Raw genomic sequence first — 14,466 nt, 5'->3', positions numbered from 1 at the left:
GATGACCCCGCGACGCACATTCCTGAAAGGCATCGCCGCCACGCTGGCACTTCCGTCATTGCCATCATTGGCCCAGACCGTCGCCAAGGCCGGCCCACCCACGCGGATGGCGTTCATCTACATCCCGAATGGCGTGAACCTCGACCTGTGGCGACCCACCGGCAGCGGCAAGGACTACGCGATCTCGAAAACCCTCGAACCTCTCGCCGAACTCCGCGAGCACTTCTCCGTTCTCCGCGGCCTCGATCATGACAAGGCCTTCGCCAATGGCGACGGCGCCGGCGACCACGCCCGCGCCAATGCAACCTTCCTGACCGGTTGCCAGGCCCGAAAAACCGCCGGCGCAGACATCCAGCTCGGCGAGTCCGTCGATCAAATCGCAGCCCGCCAGATCGGCCATCTCACACGACTGCCATCACTCGAGCTCTCCACCGATCCCGCGCGCAGTTCCGGCAACTGCGACTCCGGCTACTCCTGCGCCTATCAGTTCAATCTCTCCTGGATCAACGACACCACCCCTGCCCCGGCAGAGCGCGATCCACGGCTGGTCTTTGAAAAGATGTTCGGCTCCGGCAATGAGAAGGAAGACGCACGCCGCCGAGCCTATCGCAAGAGCATCCTCGACTTCGTCATGGCGGATGCGAAGCGAATGCAATCACGACTCGGCTCCACCGACCGCGGCAAGATGGACGAGTATCTCACCGCCGTGCGCGATGTGGAGCAACGCATCGCACGCGCGGAGAAATTCCGAACCGAAGTCCCCGAGGACAAGCGCCCGAACGGCGTGCCGGAAACCTACGGCGAGCACATGCGCATGATGTTCGACCTCATGCACCTCGCCTTCCAGACCGATACCACCCGCGTCTCCACCTTCCTGCTCGCGCACGATGGTTCAAACCGCACGTTCGCTGAGGTGGATGTCAATTCCGCGCATCACGAGCTATCCCATCACCGCGGCAACCCGCAGACTCTCGAAAGCATCGGCAAGATCGATCACTTCTACGTCGAACAACTCGCCTACTTCCTGAAGAAGATGCGCGACACCCCCGATGGCGAAGGATCGCTCCTCGATCACTCCATGATCGTCTACGGCGGCGGTATCGCCGATGGCAACCGCCACAATCACGACGACCTCCCCGTACTGCTCGCCGGCAAGGGCAACGGAGCTCTCACTCCCGGCCGCCTCATCGAAGCCCCGAAAGGCACGCCGATGACCAATCTCTACCTCTCGCTCCTCGATCGCATGGGTGCCAAAGCCCAGCGCATCGGCGACTCGACGGGAGTGTTCGACAAGGTTTGAGAAATCAGGCGACTCGCTCGCCCACCCCATTCCATTCAATGGGATGAGTCACCCACATCCGGGAGTTCTAGCATCTCGCGGAATGCCTTGAGAATACATCCACGGTCGACACTTCGCGGCCGGCTTCATCAAAAAGCCGGACCGTTCCGAGAACCTTCCATTTCATCGGATTCCGATCTCTGGGAATCCCGCTGAAAAGATCATGGAACTCCTCCTGTTGCGCGAGCGATAGCTGCACGACAGTCTCCGCCTCTCTTCCATAAATGCTCACCGAAGCTTTATGGAAAGGCGGCAGACTACTCTTCCAAGGGCCCGACCACCCTAGAAGACCGATCGCCACCGCCAGCACCACGGCGAAGAGGACAGCGAGACGTCGTTTCATCTCCTACATTTGGAGAAATCCCGACTCTTCAAGCAATCACAGTCTGCCCCTCACTCCGCCTTCTCCACCTCCACCGCCACGCTCATCTTGCAGTGACCGGTTCCATGGTAGGTGCCGCGCACCGGAGCGACATCGTCATAGTCGCGGCCAACCGCGACCTTGATGTACCGCTCATCGGCCAGCGTCTCATTCGTCGGATCAAATCCGATCCACCCCACATCAGGGAAGAACACCTCTGGCCACGCATGCGAGGCCTGCGCACCGAGCAAATGATCGCGCGGACCATTGTAGAGGTAACCCGAAGCATAGCGCGCCGGAATGCCAATGGCCCGGCACAAACCAAGCATCACATGGGTGAAGTCCTGGCAAACCCCACGCCGCAACGCGAAAGCCTCCTCGATGTGCGTGTTCACATGCGTGGAGCCCGCCTCATAGCGAAACTCCCGATGCACCCAGTGCATGATCGCCACCGCCTGCTCAAACACCGGCCCGATGCCCGAAGTAATATCCAGCGCCTGCCTCCAAATCTGAGGATGCCGGAAGACAAATCGGCTATCCTGCAAATAAGCCCAGGTCTGCTCCGGAATATCCCCACCGCGATACTCGTGCAGCAGCGCCTGCTGCGAAGCTTGCGGAACGATCAGCGGAAGATTCTGAATCCGGATCCGGCTTTCAATCTCGAGCCGCCGGTGATCTCCCAGCACCTCGAAGTGATGGGTGACGTTCTCGAAGAGGTCGTGAAATCGCCGCACCCGCGTCGCCGGCAGCACCTTCACCACTGCGGAGAGCGTGCGCTGGAAGGGAAACGTCCGCGGCTCCAGATGAAGCGTATTCAAGCTGTCCCGCACCGGCGCGTCATAGTCAAAGACGGTTCGGTGAAGGACCTTGTAAATCGGACCGGGCTGCAACGGTTGTCCCATGGGAGGTCCTGCAGTGGGCGCAGGTTTCGAGCCAGTTTCGAAGAGAGTGTTCAAGGGCGGCGGGCGGGTGGCGCAGCGCTCTATTGCTGCTGCTGCGACATTTGCCAAGCCACAGCTGCCGAAACGCTCGCCGCGGGAATGGGCGGCCGCTTGTCCGTGATGTCGGGGAACACGTAGGCGCTGAAAAGGCCCTCGCCGATCTGATTGAAACGGGACTGTGCCTCGTCGAGATACTCGTGCAGGCCGCTGTCCAGAACATCGCTCGCGGACCCGTAGGAAAGCTCCGCCAGCATCCGGCCGGAAACACGCTCCGCCTCGTTCGCGTAGGTTCCGCGGGCTGTGCCGGAGATCGAGTGCAGGTTGCGGTCGATCCGGTCCACGCAGTAGCGCACCGAGCGGGGAAAGCGGTTCGAGAACATCAGAAGCTCCACCACGCCCTTCGCGGCCGGCTGCCCGCGATGCTCCGCGCGGAAAGCGCCGAGCGCACCGCAGGACCGCAGGATCGCCGTCCAGTGGAAGGTCGCGGCACCATTGCCGTCTTCCACCTCGGGCAGGAAGCTCGTGATATCGAGGAAGCGGGTCGTTTTGTCCGCCCGCTCCAAGTGGCGGCCCAGATCCATGAACTCCCATGCCTCGCTGCGCGCGATCGATGCCGCTGCGATCCCGTGAAACGTAAACGTCGCGCGACGGATCGTCTCGTAATAACGCGTCGGATCGGCCGAAAGCAGGATCTCGCCGTCACGCGAATTGATGAAAAGGTAGAGCGAATTCAGCTCTTCCCACAGCTCCTCCGAGAGCTGGTCCCGCACCATCCGCGCGTTCTCACGGGCATGAGCGATGGAAGAAACAATGCTGTTCGGATTCTTCCGGTCATCGGTAAGGAAACGGATCACCTCACCACTGCTAGCGTCGCTGTAGAGTTCGGAGAACAGCTCATCATCACCGGTGGCGAGGATGATCGGTTTCCAAAAGGCGCGCAGGCGTTCGCTATCGAGCCGCTCATGATCGAGCAGGAGCTGGCCATTGACCTCGATCAGACGGGAGAGATTGTCGGCCCGCTCGATGTAGCGGACCATCCAGTAGAGACTATTGGCAACGCGGGAAAGCATGACGGAAAACTATTTCAAAACCCAGGTGTCCTTGCTGCCGCCGCCTTGCGACGAGTTCACAACCAGCGAACCTTTTCTCAATGCCACGCGGGTCAATCCGCCAGGGACGATCTTCACGTCATCCCCGTAGATGATGTACGGGCGCAGGTCGATGTGGCGGCCTTCCATGAGCCCGTCGCAGTAAGTGGGCGAGCGGGAAAGAGCCACCACCGGCTGGGCGATGAAGTTCCGCGGGTCCTCGATGATCTTGTCCTTGAACTTCGCGATCTCTTCCTGCGTCGCAGACGGCCCCATCAACATCCCATAGCCGCCGGATTCATTCGCCGCTTTCACGACCAACTCCGGCAAGTGCTCCAGGATGTATTTCCGATCGCTGTCCTCCGACGCGAGGTAAGTCGGCACGTTCGGCAGGATCGGATCCTGGCCGAGGTAGTATTCGATGATCTTCGGGACGAAGTAGTAGATCACCTTGTCGTCCGCCACGCCGGTGCCGACCGCATTCGCCAGCGCGACATTGCCCGCCTGATAGGCGCGCATGATACCCGGCACGCCGAGCACCGAGTCCTTCCGGAAAACCGTCGGGTCTAGGAAATCATCATCGATGCGGCGGTAGATCACGTCCACCCGCACCAGACCCTTGGTCGTGCGCATGTAGACGAAATCATCCATCACCACCAGGTCGCGGCCTTCTACGATCTCGATGCCCATCTCACGGGCCAGATAGCAGTGCTCGAAGTAGGCGCTATTGTAGCAACCCGGCGTCAGCAGCACGCACACCGGCTCCCCTTCGCGATGCGGGGAAACATAGTGCAGCATGTTCAGCAGCTCCCGCGGATAGGAATCCACTGGCCTCACCCCGAGCGACTCGAACAGTCCCGGGAAAGCACGCTTCAAAGCATTCCGGTTCTCCAACAGGTAGGAAGCCCCGGACGGACAGCGCCCATTGTCTTCCAGCACGAAATAGGTCCCATCCGCCCCGCGGATCAGGTCGCTCCCGCAGATGTGAATGTAGATGTCCTTCGGCACGTTCATGCCGCGGAACTCGGGCCGGTAGTGCTTCGCCTCCTCGATGTAGAACCGCGGAATGATCCCGTCCCGCAGGATGTGCTGCTCGTGATAAATATCGTGCAGGAACAGGTTCAGCGCGATGATCCGCTGGGTCAGTCCCGCCTCCAAGTGCTCCCACTCGTCCGACGGAATCACCCGCGGCACCGGGTCGAAGGGGAAAATCCGCTCCGTGCCCCGGTCGTCGTGATAGACGTTGAAGGTGACCCCCTGCCTCAGGAAATGCTGGTCGCAGGACGCTCGTCGCGCCTCGAAATCCTCTGCGGGATAGCTGGAGAAGCGGTTCAGCAGCGTCCTGTAGTGGGGACGGACTGCTCCGCTTTCGTCGAACATTTCATCGAAAAATCCATTGGCCTCGTAGGCGTCAAACATGCGCGTTCTTGGGGTGGACATCGTTTTAGCAGGCCACGGGCCAACTCGGCGCGCTTTCCTGAATGAAGCACGTTAGACCCGGTTGGCAGGGCGCGTAAAGCGGCCAAATTGGCTTTCGGCGGACGAGTCGATCAAGGAGCCCCCGCCTGCAAGCGCATGAAACGCTTGCCCACCGCACCCACCGGAGCAGACGAACGGATCGTCCGGACGCCATTGCTCTCGGCGAGCGTCTCGTGGGTTACGCCGTCGGTGCGCCAAGTCTGGAGATCGTCCGTCCACTGGACCGTGAGCGGAACATCGGTGGCGGCGAGATTCCGGGAATAGGTGATGGACACGCGATTCCCCGCGTAGGCCGGAGCGAAATTCGGAGCATTCCGGGTGAGCGCTGGCAGACCCATCGCATACTCGAGGAGGTTCGGCAGGCCATCGCGATCCGGGTCGGCTTGCAGGTCGGTGATGGCCGGCGAGGTCTCGGAGCCGAAGGTATCGAGATACCACGCGACATACGGCGAGGCTGGCTGGGCCTGGGCCGCGGCAGACGGCGTGCTCGTACCAATCGGATTGATGGCCGTGATCCGGTACCAAGGACGCTGTCCGGCCGGGACAGTCGCATCGGAAAAGCTGGTGCTGGCAATATTCTCCGCGAGCACGGTGAACGCACCACCTGCAGTGGCGGATCGCTCGATGCGATAGCTGGCAGCCCAAGCAGTCGTCCCCCACGAAACCACTGCACTCCCGATCGAGAGACTAGCGGTCGGTGCCGCTGGACTCACCGGAGCAGCGTAGCCGTAGACCTGGACCTCGCTGACATTCCCATGCCCATCCGAGCGGAAGCGGAAGTAGCGGAACAGGCCGGGATGGCTGACCGGCACCGTGGTGTAGACCCCATCCGGCGGCTCGGACTCGAGCTTGAAGAGAGTCACGGCATCGCTGAAGTCAGCCTGATTCGCGCCTTCAAAAACCCCGCCCAAAAGCATCCGCCAAGCCCATCCACCGCGCGGCGCATAACGGATGGCAGTAATCCTACGCTGGGCACCGAAATTCAGACCGGTCCACGCCGAGTCTTCCTGCGCGTCGAAGAAGGTATTCAGATTCCCGTCGAAAACCTTGTCGCCGGTATCCCCGCCATTGTTCCAGGACCCCGCCGTGCCCACCCACGTGCCGGTGAGGCGATTGGTCACATCCGGCCCAGCAGGAATCGGAACCGTCAAGGTCGCCACCGGTGACACACCATAGTCACCACCGACCGCGGTAACCTCGAGCGTCATGTTTGCCTCGGACGAGAGCCGCCGCACGGACGGGATAAAGAAGGCCGGACCTGGCGTACCACCCAGCCAGCGTCGCGTGCCATTCGGAAGCAACTGCACGACCCGGTAATGATGAATGCCAGCGGTAGTGGAAGCATCCCACTTCAACCGGATCGCGAGCGTGTCGGCATCGAGCGCATCCTTCTTCACCACCCGCAGGTTCGTAGCGGGTGCCGGTGCCGCCGGTGTGGTGGGACCGTCGTAAACGGCGATGCGCCCGATCCTCATCTGGTAGTCGCTGATCGCCGGAGAGCCCAGGAAGCGCAGGCCTATGACCGCGATCTTTTTCCCGGCATTCGCGCCAAGATTGAAGGTCGCCGTATTCCATCCTGCGGTGGGCGCAGTGCCCACGTTGAGATAGGTGAAAGTCGTCGGCGCATCCTCGAAGGCCAGCGCGACCTGCAGCCGGGTGGCGGCCACGCCTTGGTTGCACTTGTAGACGATCCGGAAGCGGGTGTCCGCGCCGACCGGCAGGCTGGCCGCGTAGAGCTTCACGTCATTCGTGCCATTCAGCACCCCGGAGATCTTCAGCGAGGTGCCCCCATAGTAGGCATCATCCAGTTCCAGACTCGGCTGGAGCTTGTTGGCACCAGTGCTACCAACGATCCACCGCCAGGTGGGCAGTACGTCCTGCAGGCTCAGATTGTTCCACCCGCGGGTCGCCAGCACCGTGCCATCGACGGCGAAGCGATTCCCTTGGCCGCGGTTGAAATTCGTCACGAAAGGCAACTGCCGCAGCGGAGAGGTCGCTGGGATGTAATTCGCCAGCCCCTTCCACGCATCGGACGTGGTGGTATTGGACGGGTCGGCATTCGCTCCTGTCCAGAAACGGAGTTCCGCATTCTGAAACCCAGCCGGATTCCCCGAGTTCTGGAAGACGCGCTGCTGGCCGTAGAACGCAAGCGACAGCCGGTGCGCCTGCCCTGCGGGAAATACTGCATCCCAATCGACAGTGGTGCTGGAGCCTCCGCTTTCCACATCGACCCCCGCATAGATCGAATACGGATCGACTCCCAGATTCACCGCACGCGTCCGCGAGTCGGCCAGCATCGTCGAGTTCCACCAGAAGTTCAGGAACATCGTGTGCGACACCGGCTGCGAGTTGTACTTCATGAACATCTCGTTGCTGGCCGTGAGCGCGTTTTGCCATGAGACGCTGCCGCTGGAAGTCATCGCGTCGTACCACATGATCTCCAGCTCCGGCGCGCGGCTGCGGAAGTAGCTGATGAAGTCACGCATGTTCGCCGCATCGGTCGAGTTGGTGCCAGCCGTTTCCTGATTGAGGAACCAGCCGTCGAACCCGTAATAGCGGGCCACCTCGATGAGCTTGTCAGCCACCGGAAACTCGCTGCCGTTCTTCTGAATGAAGGTCCGCACCCAGTGAACCTGGCCGCCGTAAGCAGTGGGCGGAAGGAAGACATTCCCCAGCACCGGCACACCATTGCGGTGCCCCGCATCGATGACCGGCGCGGAGGGCGCGAGGATGAGCCCCTCGCCCGCCGAACCACCCCAGAAGACCAGCTTATCCGTGTAGGGCCAGCCAGTGTAGGCATTGAAGTGCTCCACGGCCGATCCCTGCGATGGCTGGAAACTGGTCGAGCCGAAGGTAGTAAGCACCGCAACCCGCCCTTCGTTCGGCCTCGCATTCGCGTTCACATTCAGCGCCGGATTCACCGCGCGCGTGGCACGGGGCACGTAAGAGCGATTGAAGTCCGCACTGCTATCGTCCGCCGGAGTCCAGCGCAGCAGGTAATCCGGGTGCCAGAACGAGGTGTAAGGCGGCACCGTGATATTCAGCGGAAAGACCGCCGTGGAAGTGAGGCGAGCGGTAGGGACCGAGCCATTGATGATCTCATCAAGGAGATACCAAGTCGCGCCATCGTCACTCCCCTCAAGCCGCCAATTTCCCGGATCGCGCTCGGCAGAGTCGTTCGCCGTCGTGAACGAGTACGAGTCGATCGTGACAGCGCTGGGAAAACGAAAGGTCACAGCCCGGCGATTCAGATCGAGCCACTTTGTGGCCGTATCCCCGTCGATGAGCTTCGCCGGTGTCTCCGCCGCAGGATTGCTGCCGCCCGGATTCGCGACGATGACCTGGGAAAGATTCAGCGCCTGACCGTGGCGGTAGAACTTGAACTCGGAAAGCTGGACCGAGTTCGGCTGCGCGGTATCTCGCAAGCGCGTCGGCGTGAACCGGAACCAGGTATACGTCTTGTCCGCCGCAAGGACCGCCGAAGCAATCAGCGGAATCAGGAAGGCTGCGATGCGGAGAAGTCGGGTCGTCTTTCCCATGTTCTTGGGTCTTAGGTCGGGTCACCACGCGTCAACCAGTCTTCTCCTCCTCCCTTTTGATTTCGGGAGGAGCAGTAAAGCGGAGGGGTGGCTTGGGTTTTTCGCGCACCCTGGGTCAGAGCGCGTACGATCACTGACAATACGATATACAACCGCCATCGCCGCCAGATTTTTGCCCGCCCTTAAGATCTACTGATTGTTTTGGAAGGCGGAGGAAGGAATGAGAACGCCGAAGTCGATAAGGGGTGTCGACCTTCGGTCGATGCGACAAGCGAGAGACATCGGCGCCGCTTCCCACTCGCGGCTATCCCCACGTATGTAGCAGTTCTGTCCACGCTCCCGGACTCAATACGAGTCGCGCGCCTGCCAACCAGTGAGAGAACCGGACTTATCCGCCCATACAATGATGAACGTCTTACCCTCGATGTGCACGCTATGCGTGAATACCCCTTCGATTTTATTCCCGCTCGATCCCTTGGGAAACAGGGCTTTGAACTGCTGAAGCGTGGAAATCCTCCCAGCTTCAAATTCGGCAATAACCTCCATGACACCCATGGATCTCACCTTTCCGACATAGCTCTTCTCGAGATTCGCCTCACGCCATCCCTTCTCGTCAGCGCTCATCTCCCGCTCAGCCACCTTCGACGGTCTGCTAGCGTGTTCGCCTCCCGAAGCAGAAGCGCTGTCATCCGCCTTCTTCGAATGATCGTCGGCACGAGCCGGGTCGCTTTCACCACAGCTCGACACCAGCATGGCGATGATCGCCAGCATCACGCCCCTTCCTGATGTCGATGGCAGCTTCATCTCATGCGTGCCGGTCTTCCGACGGTCCAAGGAAGCCTCGGGGATGCCTCTAAAAGGAGAATGAAATCACATCACCTTCTCAATCACCGCATACGCATTGTGATTGTGGATCGACTCGAAATTCTCCGCCTCCACCTTGTACCACTCAATGTCCGCATGCGCATTGGAACGTGACGCCACATTCCGCACCAAGTCCTCCACGAACACCGGATTGTCGTAAGCCCGCTCCGTCACGGCCTTCTCATCCGGCCGCTTGAGCAAGCTATACAGCTCGCAGCTCGCCGAGCGCTCCACCAGCTCGATCAGATCCTCAATCCACACCGGCTCCTTGCAGCGGACCGAGTAGGTCACCACTCCACGCTGGTTATGCGCGCCGCGGTCGCTGATCTCCTTCGAGCACGGGCAAAGCGTTGCCACCGGCACCATCACCGTGACGATGAAATCCAGCGGCCCACCCTTGATCGCCTCCACCTCGAAGCGCACCTCGTAGTCCATCAAGCCGGCTTGCCCCGTCACCGGCGCGGCCTTGCTGCGGAAAAAGGGAAACTGGAACTCCACATGCGCCTTCCGCGCATCCAGCCGCTTCAGCAGCTCGCGCGGCAGGCCCGCCATCGAGCGGACATCCAGGAAGCCGCCGTGAGAGTTCAGCACCTCCACGAAGCGGCTCATGTGAGTGCCCTTGTAGTGGTGCGGCAAATCGACGGCGAGCGCCACCGTAGCGACAGTGCGTTGGGCCGAGCCGCCCTTGTCGCGCACTTCCACCGGGAAGCGCAGGCCTTTCACACCGACGCGGTCGATGGCCAAATTGCGGTCGTCCCGCTCGTTCTGGGTATCCTTGAGTTCCTTCATGTGGGCAATAGCCGGAAACAAAAGAAGCCCGCCCGGTTCAGGGGCAGGCTTCCGGTAAAGCGTTGCTTTCGGAAACGCCGATCAGTGCATCAGGTTCACAGCGCGCGAGCGCTTGATCTGACGGGTGATCTTGCGGTGCAGCTTGGCCGAAACACCGGTCACGCGACGAGGCAGGATCTTGCCGGTCTCCGAAGTAAACTTCGAGAGGAGATCGGGATTCAGGAAGTGGACCTCGGCCGCCGGAATATCGTGCCGGCGGGTGGTCATTTTTCGGTTCGACTTCCGGAAGCGGATCCGGCGTTCGACAGTCTTCGGTTCGGTCATGGGAAAAGGCAATTAGCGGAGTTCGCGATGGACGGTGCGGCGCTGAAGGCTTGGATTGAACTTAACCTTCTCCAAGCGACCCGGAGTCCGCAGGCTTTTCTTGTTGCGCGTGGTGACGTAGCGCGAAGGCGGCTTGCCTTCGGCACGGGCTTCCGTGCATTCGAGGATGATAATTTCGCGTGGCATTGTGCGGCGGGAAGTTGGGGCGCGAACGCTAATTTAGTCGTCGTCCTCGTCAAGAGAAACCGTTTCGGAATCTTCATCATCCGAATAATTTCCTCCGGCGAAGCCGACTTCATTGGACGGACGGAAGCGGCGGTTGCCGTATTCCTTCTCCCACTGGGCCTGGCATTCCACGGTCAGGCGGGCGAATGGAATCGCCTCCAGACGGGCCTGCGGGATGCTCTTTCCGGACATTTCGCAGATCCCGTAGGCACCGCGGTCGATCCGGCGCAGGGCCTGCTCGATCTCGTAAAGGGCGTCTTGTTCCTTGGCCAGCACGCTGAGCGCGAAGTCGCGGTCGTAGGCATCGCTGCCAGCGTCACCCTGGTGCATGCCGCTGCCGGAGGCCTCGCTGCCTTCGGGCGCATTGCGGATTTCCCCGGTCATGCCGGACATCGCGTCCACCAGCTCGTCCCGCAGGTCCAGCAGGCGCTGTTTCTGCTTGAGGACAAAGCCGCTGACCTTCACCGGGCCGGCGGGAGCCTTGATTTCAACGACTTCCTCGGGCTCCGGCTCGGTTTTGGCGGCGGGCTTCTTGGACTCGGCCTTTGGAGCGGGCTTTTCAGCAGGCTTCTTCGCAGGCTTGGCGGGTTCCGCCTTTTTCGCGGGTTGCTTCTTTTCGGCCATGTCGGTGGGGTCTCTTGAAATCGTTGGTAAAACTGGAATACCGCCCGCTGCTGGAAAATCGGGCGCGGTCGATTAGCGCTTCTCTCCTACTCGTGCAAGTTGAAATTTTATCGCCGGGCCAAGGGTTTACGCATATTAATCCACGATTGCCGCCCGTTCGAATTTTTCCGTGCAGGATCAGCCGCTTTCCCGCTAGAAAACCGCCGGAGTTCACGTTTTTCACCCCATGCCTCGCGTCACCATCACCGTCCTCGACCGCACGCCGCAGCCCTACCGCTTCCAACTCGACCGCATGAAGGTCAATATGGGCCGGGGCAGCGAGAACGACATCGTGATCGATGACGGCTCGGTTTCCGTCCGCCACGCCGTGATGGAGCGCCTCGATGGTGGCTACCAGCTCCGCGACCTCGGCTCGACCAATGGCATCAAGCTGGACGGCGTCCAGAAAGAGACCATCCCCCTGCGCCACGGCCTTTCCGTGAAAATCGGTGACGTCTCTTTCGATTTCACCCTGACCGAAGAAGAGCGCGAGGCTCTGGCCCGCGAAAAGCCGCCGGTGGAGTCCCCCATCATCAGGGAAGAAGCGCTCTCAGGAGCCGCCGCAGGTGGTGGGGGCGGTCCCCGCCGGGCCGCCAATGGCCCCGGAGCCGGCCCTCAGCGCGTAATCATCAAGTCCTCCCAGCCCAGCGCGGCCGCGAGCTTCTTCATGACCCTCCTCTTCCTGCTGCTCGCAGCGGGAGCGTTTTTCGTCGGTCTGACCGTCCGTCACCAGAAGGAAACCGGACGCAGCCTGTTGGAGGACATGAAGACCGGAAAGGCCAAGGCCGCCGCTACGGCCCCGGCCGACCCTTCCGCTACACCGGCACCGTCGGCTGAGGAAAAGAAGGCCGAGTGAGGACTCATTCGGTCTCGTCCACCGTCTCGTCCCGCTGGTAGATCGGGAGCTGGCGGTAGGGCACCGTGAAGGCCAGCACCATCATGCAGGTGCCGTAGATGCGCCCGGCCTCGCGGCTGTTCCATGAGCCGTCGTCGGACTGCTTTTTCAAATAGGTCTCGTACATCCAGTTCGCATACTCGCTCCAGTAGCGGCCGCCGATCTGGAAGGTCCCCTGCGCATTGTAGTAGTTCCCGTAGAACTCGAATTGGTCCCCGGGCAGGTCGCGGAAAGTCTTCATGACGTAGTCCGCCGCCTTGGTCGTCTCCGGCGAGCCGTGCTTGCCGCAGAGTTCCAGGCAGAGCAGCCCCATCCCGGTCAGCGAGCGCGCGTGGTCGCCATAGTTCATGTAGCCGAATGCCCCTTCCTTCTCGTCCTGGTGCCGGCCGAGATAGCCCACCGCATCAGCGATCGATTGGTCGGGCACCGCCGCCCCATTCAGCTTCGCCGAGCGCAGAGCCATCAGCGCCCAGCCACTGCAGGAGGTATCACTGTCCGAAGAACCCGGATGATAACGCCAGCCGCCCTGATGGCGCGCCTCCTTCTTCACCGCCTGGGCTTGCAGGATCAGCTTCAAGGCGGGTGGCAACGCTGCGGCGATCTTCTTCTGCCGCTCCGGATCGACCATGCCGCTCACTTCGGAAAGGAACAGCGTGGCGATATTGTGCGCATACATCGGCCCACTGCCCGCGTTCCCCTTTTCGAAAAGCCCGTCGTTCCGCTGGTTCGCGAGCACGAAGTCGATGCTGCGGTTCAGTGCCTGCGTATACGGCCCTTCCGTAGGCAGATGCCCCTTCGAAAGAAACGCCATTCCTGCAAGCGCCGGGATCCCCGTGGAATCCCCATAGCTTTCCGGGAAGGAGCCATCACTCTTCTGAACCCGGGCTAGATATTCGAGGGCGGACTCCACCGCCGGATCAACGCGATCCTTCCACTCGGTGAAAACCGGATCAGCCGCCTCTGCCGCGATGGCAACAGGCGCGACCAGACAAAGCATCAATGCAATAAAACGGGCCTTCATTTGTCGGTCATCGCTTCGAAGTATTTCTTCACCAGCCCGCGGTATTCCTCAGGCACGCCGGCAGCACCACTGCCTCCCACATCGGACTTCAGGGTCGCCTGGATCTTCTCCCAATCCGAGGCGCTGATCCCGAGCTTCGCCAATTCCGGCGGCACTCCAGGGTCCGCCTCCGGAGTGCGGAGCTTCTCGTCAGGCTTGTCGCCCGGTTGTTGACCCGGCATGCCCGGCATCGGCTGGCCGGGTTTCCCGTGGCCTTGCATCTCCTGTCGGGCCGCCTGAGCCGCCTTGGCCATCGCCTCGGCGGCTTGCGTCGCTTCATTCGCGGACTGGGTCGCCTGATTCTGATCGGATGCCCGTGACGCCGCTTGGAATGCCTCGGCGAGATCCTGGGGCGCGAGCGGCGCACGATGCTGCTCCGCTTGCTGCCCCTTCGCCTGCTCGGCGTTCCGGTTGAATTCCTCCGCCGCCCGGCCAAGCGCCTCGGAGCTCCGCTGAAGATTCCCAGCCGATTGCTGGTGCTGGCCCGCAGCCTCCTGAGGCTTGCCTTCGCCACTCTTCTGCGCCGCCGACTGCGCCTGCTCTCCCCCTTGGCGCGAGGTCTCACGGGCCTCGTTCATGTGGCCCGATCCCTCCGCCATCGGCATCTCAGCGACCGCTTCCGCGAGCTGCTTCGCCTCGTCCGCCTGAAGCTGCTCAAGCCCCTGCATCGCCTCTGCATTCTTTCCCTCAGCCAAAGCATCCAGCGCCTTCGCCACCTTCTCCTGCCGCTCGGCCAAGGCATTCACCTCCGCTTTCATCTCGGCTTGCTGCGCGGTGTTCTCGCCTTCCTCACCTTGCTTGGCCTCACCTTGCTTGGCTTCACCTTGCTTGGCTTCACCTTGCTTGGCTTCACCTTGCTTGGCTTCACCTTGCTTGGCTTCACCTTGCTTGGCTTCACC

The 14,466-nt window shown here is 61.4% G+C and carries 14 protein-coding genes; 2 read left to right on the top strand and 12 right to left on the bottom strand.

Annotated features, from left to right (window positions below; all coding sequences use genetic code 11):
- Position 1 precedes the first annotated feature (1 nt).
- Positions 2-1,300, top strand: coding sequence for a DUF1552 domain-containing protein (locus WKV53_RS05125; RefSeq protein ID WP_341403280.1), 1,299 nt, complete (start codon positions 2-4; stop codon positions 1,298-1,300).
- 67 nt (positions 1,301-1,367) lie between these two features.
- Here the strand turns inward: WKV53_RS05125 and WKV53_RS05120 are convergent, their stop codons facing one another.
- The 10 genes from WKV53_RS05120 to WKV53_RS05075 all read right to left on the bottom strand — a co-directional run bounded on the left by WKV53_RS05120 (position 1,368) and on the right by WKV53_RS05075 (position 11,573).
- Positions 1,368-1,682 (bottom strand): hypothetical protein, encoded by a 315-nt coding sequence (locus tag WKV53_RS05120; protein ID WP_341403279.1) that lies wholly within the window; start codon positions 1,680-1,682, stop codon positions 1,368-1,370.
- Positions 1,683-1,732: 50 nt separating this feature from the next.
- A complete protein-coding gene (locus tag WKV53_RS05115) occupies positions 1,733-2,602 on the bottom strand; it encodes a transglutaminase family protein (RefSeq protein ID WP_341403278.1) in 870 nt (289 codons plus the stop codon).
- Between the two features lie 80 nt (positions 2,603-2,682).
- Positions 2,683-3,711, bottom strand: a complete 1,029-nt coding sequence (locus tag WKV53_RS05110) for an alpha-E domain-containing protein (protein WP_341403277.1) — start codon at positions 3,709-3,711, stop codon at positions 2,683-2,685.
- Between the two features lie 9 nt (positions 3,712-3,720).
- Positions 3,721-5,148 carry a circularly permuted type 2 ATP-grasp protein gene (locus WKV53_RS05105; protein ID WP_341403276.1) on the bottom strand — a complete coding sequence of 476 codons (1,428 nt, stop codon included), beginning with the start codon at positions 5,146-5,148 and terminating at the stop codon, positions 3,721-3,723.
- A 131-nt stretch (positions 5,149-5,279) separates the two neighbouring features.
- Positions 5,280-8,747, bottom strand: coding sequence for an endo-beta-N-acetylglucosaminidase (locus tag WKV53_RS05100; protein ID WP_341403275.1), 3,468 nt, complete (start codon positions 8,745-8,747; stop codon positions 5,280-5,282).
- Between the two features lie 345 nt (positions 8,748-9,092).
- Complete coding sequence (locus WKV53_RS05095) at positions 9,093-9,551, bottom strand: hypothetical protein (RefSeq protein WP_341403274.1); 459 nt, start codon at positions 9,549-9,551, stop codon at positions 9,093-9,095.
- A gap of 66 nt (positions 9,552-9,617) precedes the next feature.
- Positions 9,618-10,400 (bottom strand): GTP cyclohydrolase FolE2, encoded by a 783-nt coding sequence (gene folE2, locus WKV53_RS05090; RefSeq protein WP_341403273.1) that lies wholly within the window; start codon positions 10,398-10,400, stop codon positions 9,618-9,620.
- 81 nt (positions 10,401-10,481) lie between these two features.
- Positions 10,482-10,724 carry a 30S ribosomal protein S18 gene (gene rpsR, locus WKV53_RS05085; protein WP_341403272.1) on the bottom strand — a complete coding sequence of 81 codons (243 nt, stop codon included), beginning with the start codon at positions 10,722-10,724 and terminating at the stop codon, positions 10,482-10,484.
- Positions 10,725-10,736: 12 nt separating this feature from the next.
- Positions 10,737-10,910, bottom strand: a complete 174-nt coding sequence (gene rpmG, locus WKV53_RS05080) for a 50S ribosomal protein L33 (RefSeq protein ID WP_264489423.1) — start codon at positions 10,908-10,910, stop codon at positions 10,737-10,739.
- A 33-nt stretch (positions 10,911-10,943) separates the two neighbouring features.
- Positions 10,944-11,573, bottom strand: coding sequence for a TraR/DksA family transcriptional regulator (locus WKV53_RS05075; protein ID WP_341403271.1), 630 nt, complete (start codon positions 11,571-11,573; stop codon positions 10,944-10,946).
- A 226-nt stretch (positions 11,574-11,799) separates the two neighbouring features.
- On the opposite strand from WKV53_RS05075, the gene WKV53_RS05070 reads away from it, so the two are divergent.
- Positions 11,800-12,468 carry an FHA domain-containing protein gene (locus tag WKV53_RS05070; RefSeq protein WP_341403270.1) on the top strand — a complete coding sequence of 223 codons (669 nt, stop codon included), beginning with the start codon at positions 11,800-11,802 and terminating at the stop codon, positions 12,466-12,468.
- 4 nt (positions 12,469-12,472) lie between these two features.
- On the opposite strand, the gene WKV53_RS05065 is transcribed toward WKV53_RS05070, so the two are convergent.
- Positions 12,473-13,528 (bottom strand): prenyltransferase/squalene oxidase repeat-containing protein, encoded by a 1,056-nt coding sequence (locus WKV53_RS05065; protein WP_341403269.1) that lies wholly within the window; start codon positions 13,526-13,528, stop codon positions 12,473-12,475.
- The coding region (locus WKV53_RS05060) for a hypothetical protein (RefSeq protein ID WP_341403268.1) at positions 13,525-14,466 on the bottom strand (942 nt) is incomplete at its 5' end. The genes WKV53_RS05065 and WKV53_RS05060, both read right to left, overlap by 4 nt.

This window comes from Luteolibacter sp. Y139 (assembly GCF_038066715.1).
Classification (GTDB): domain Bacteria; phylum Verrucomicrobiota; class Verrucomicrobiia; order Verrucomicrobiales; family Akkermansiaceae; genus Haloferula; species Haloferula soli.
This window is presented reverse-complemented; position numbering and strand designations above follow the sequence as displayed.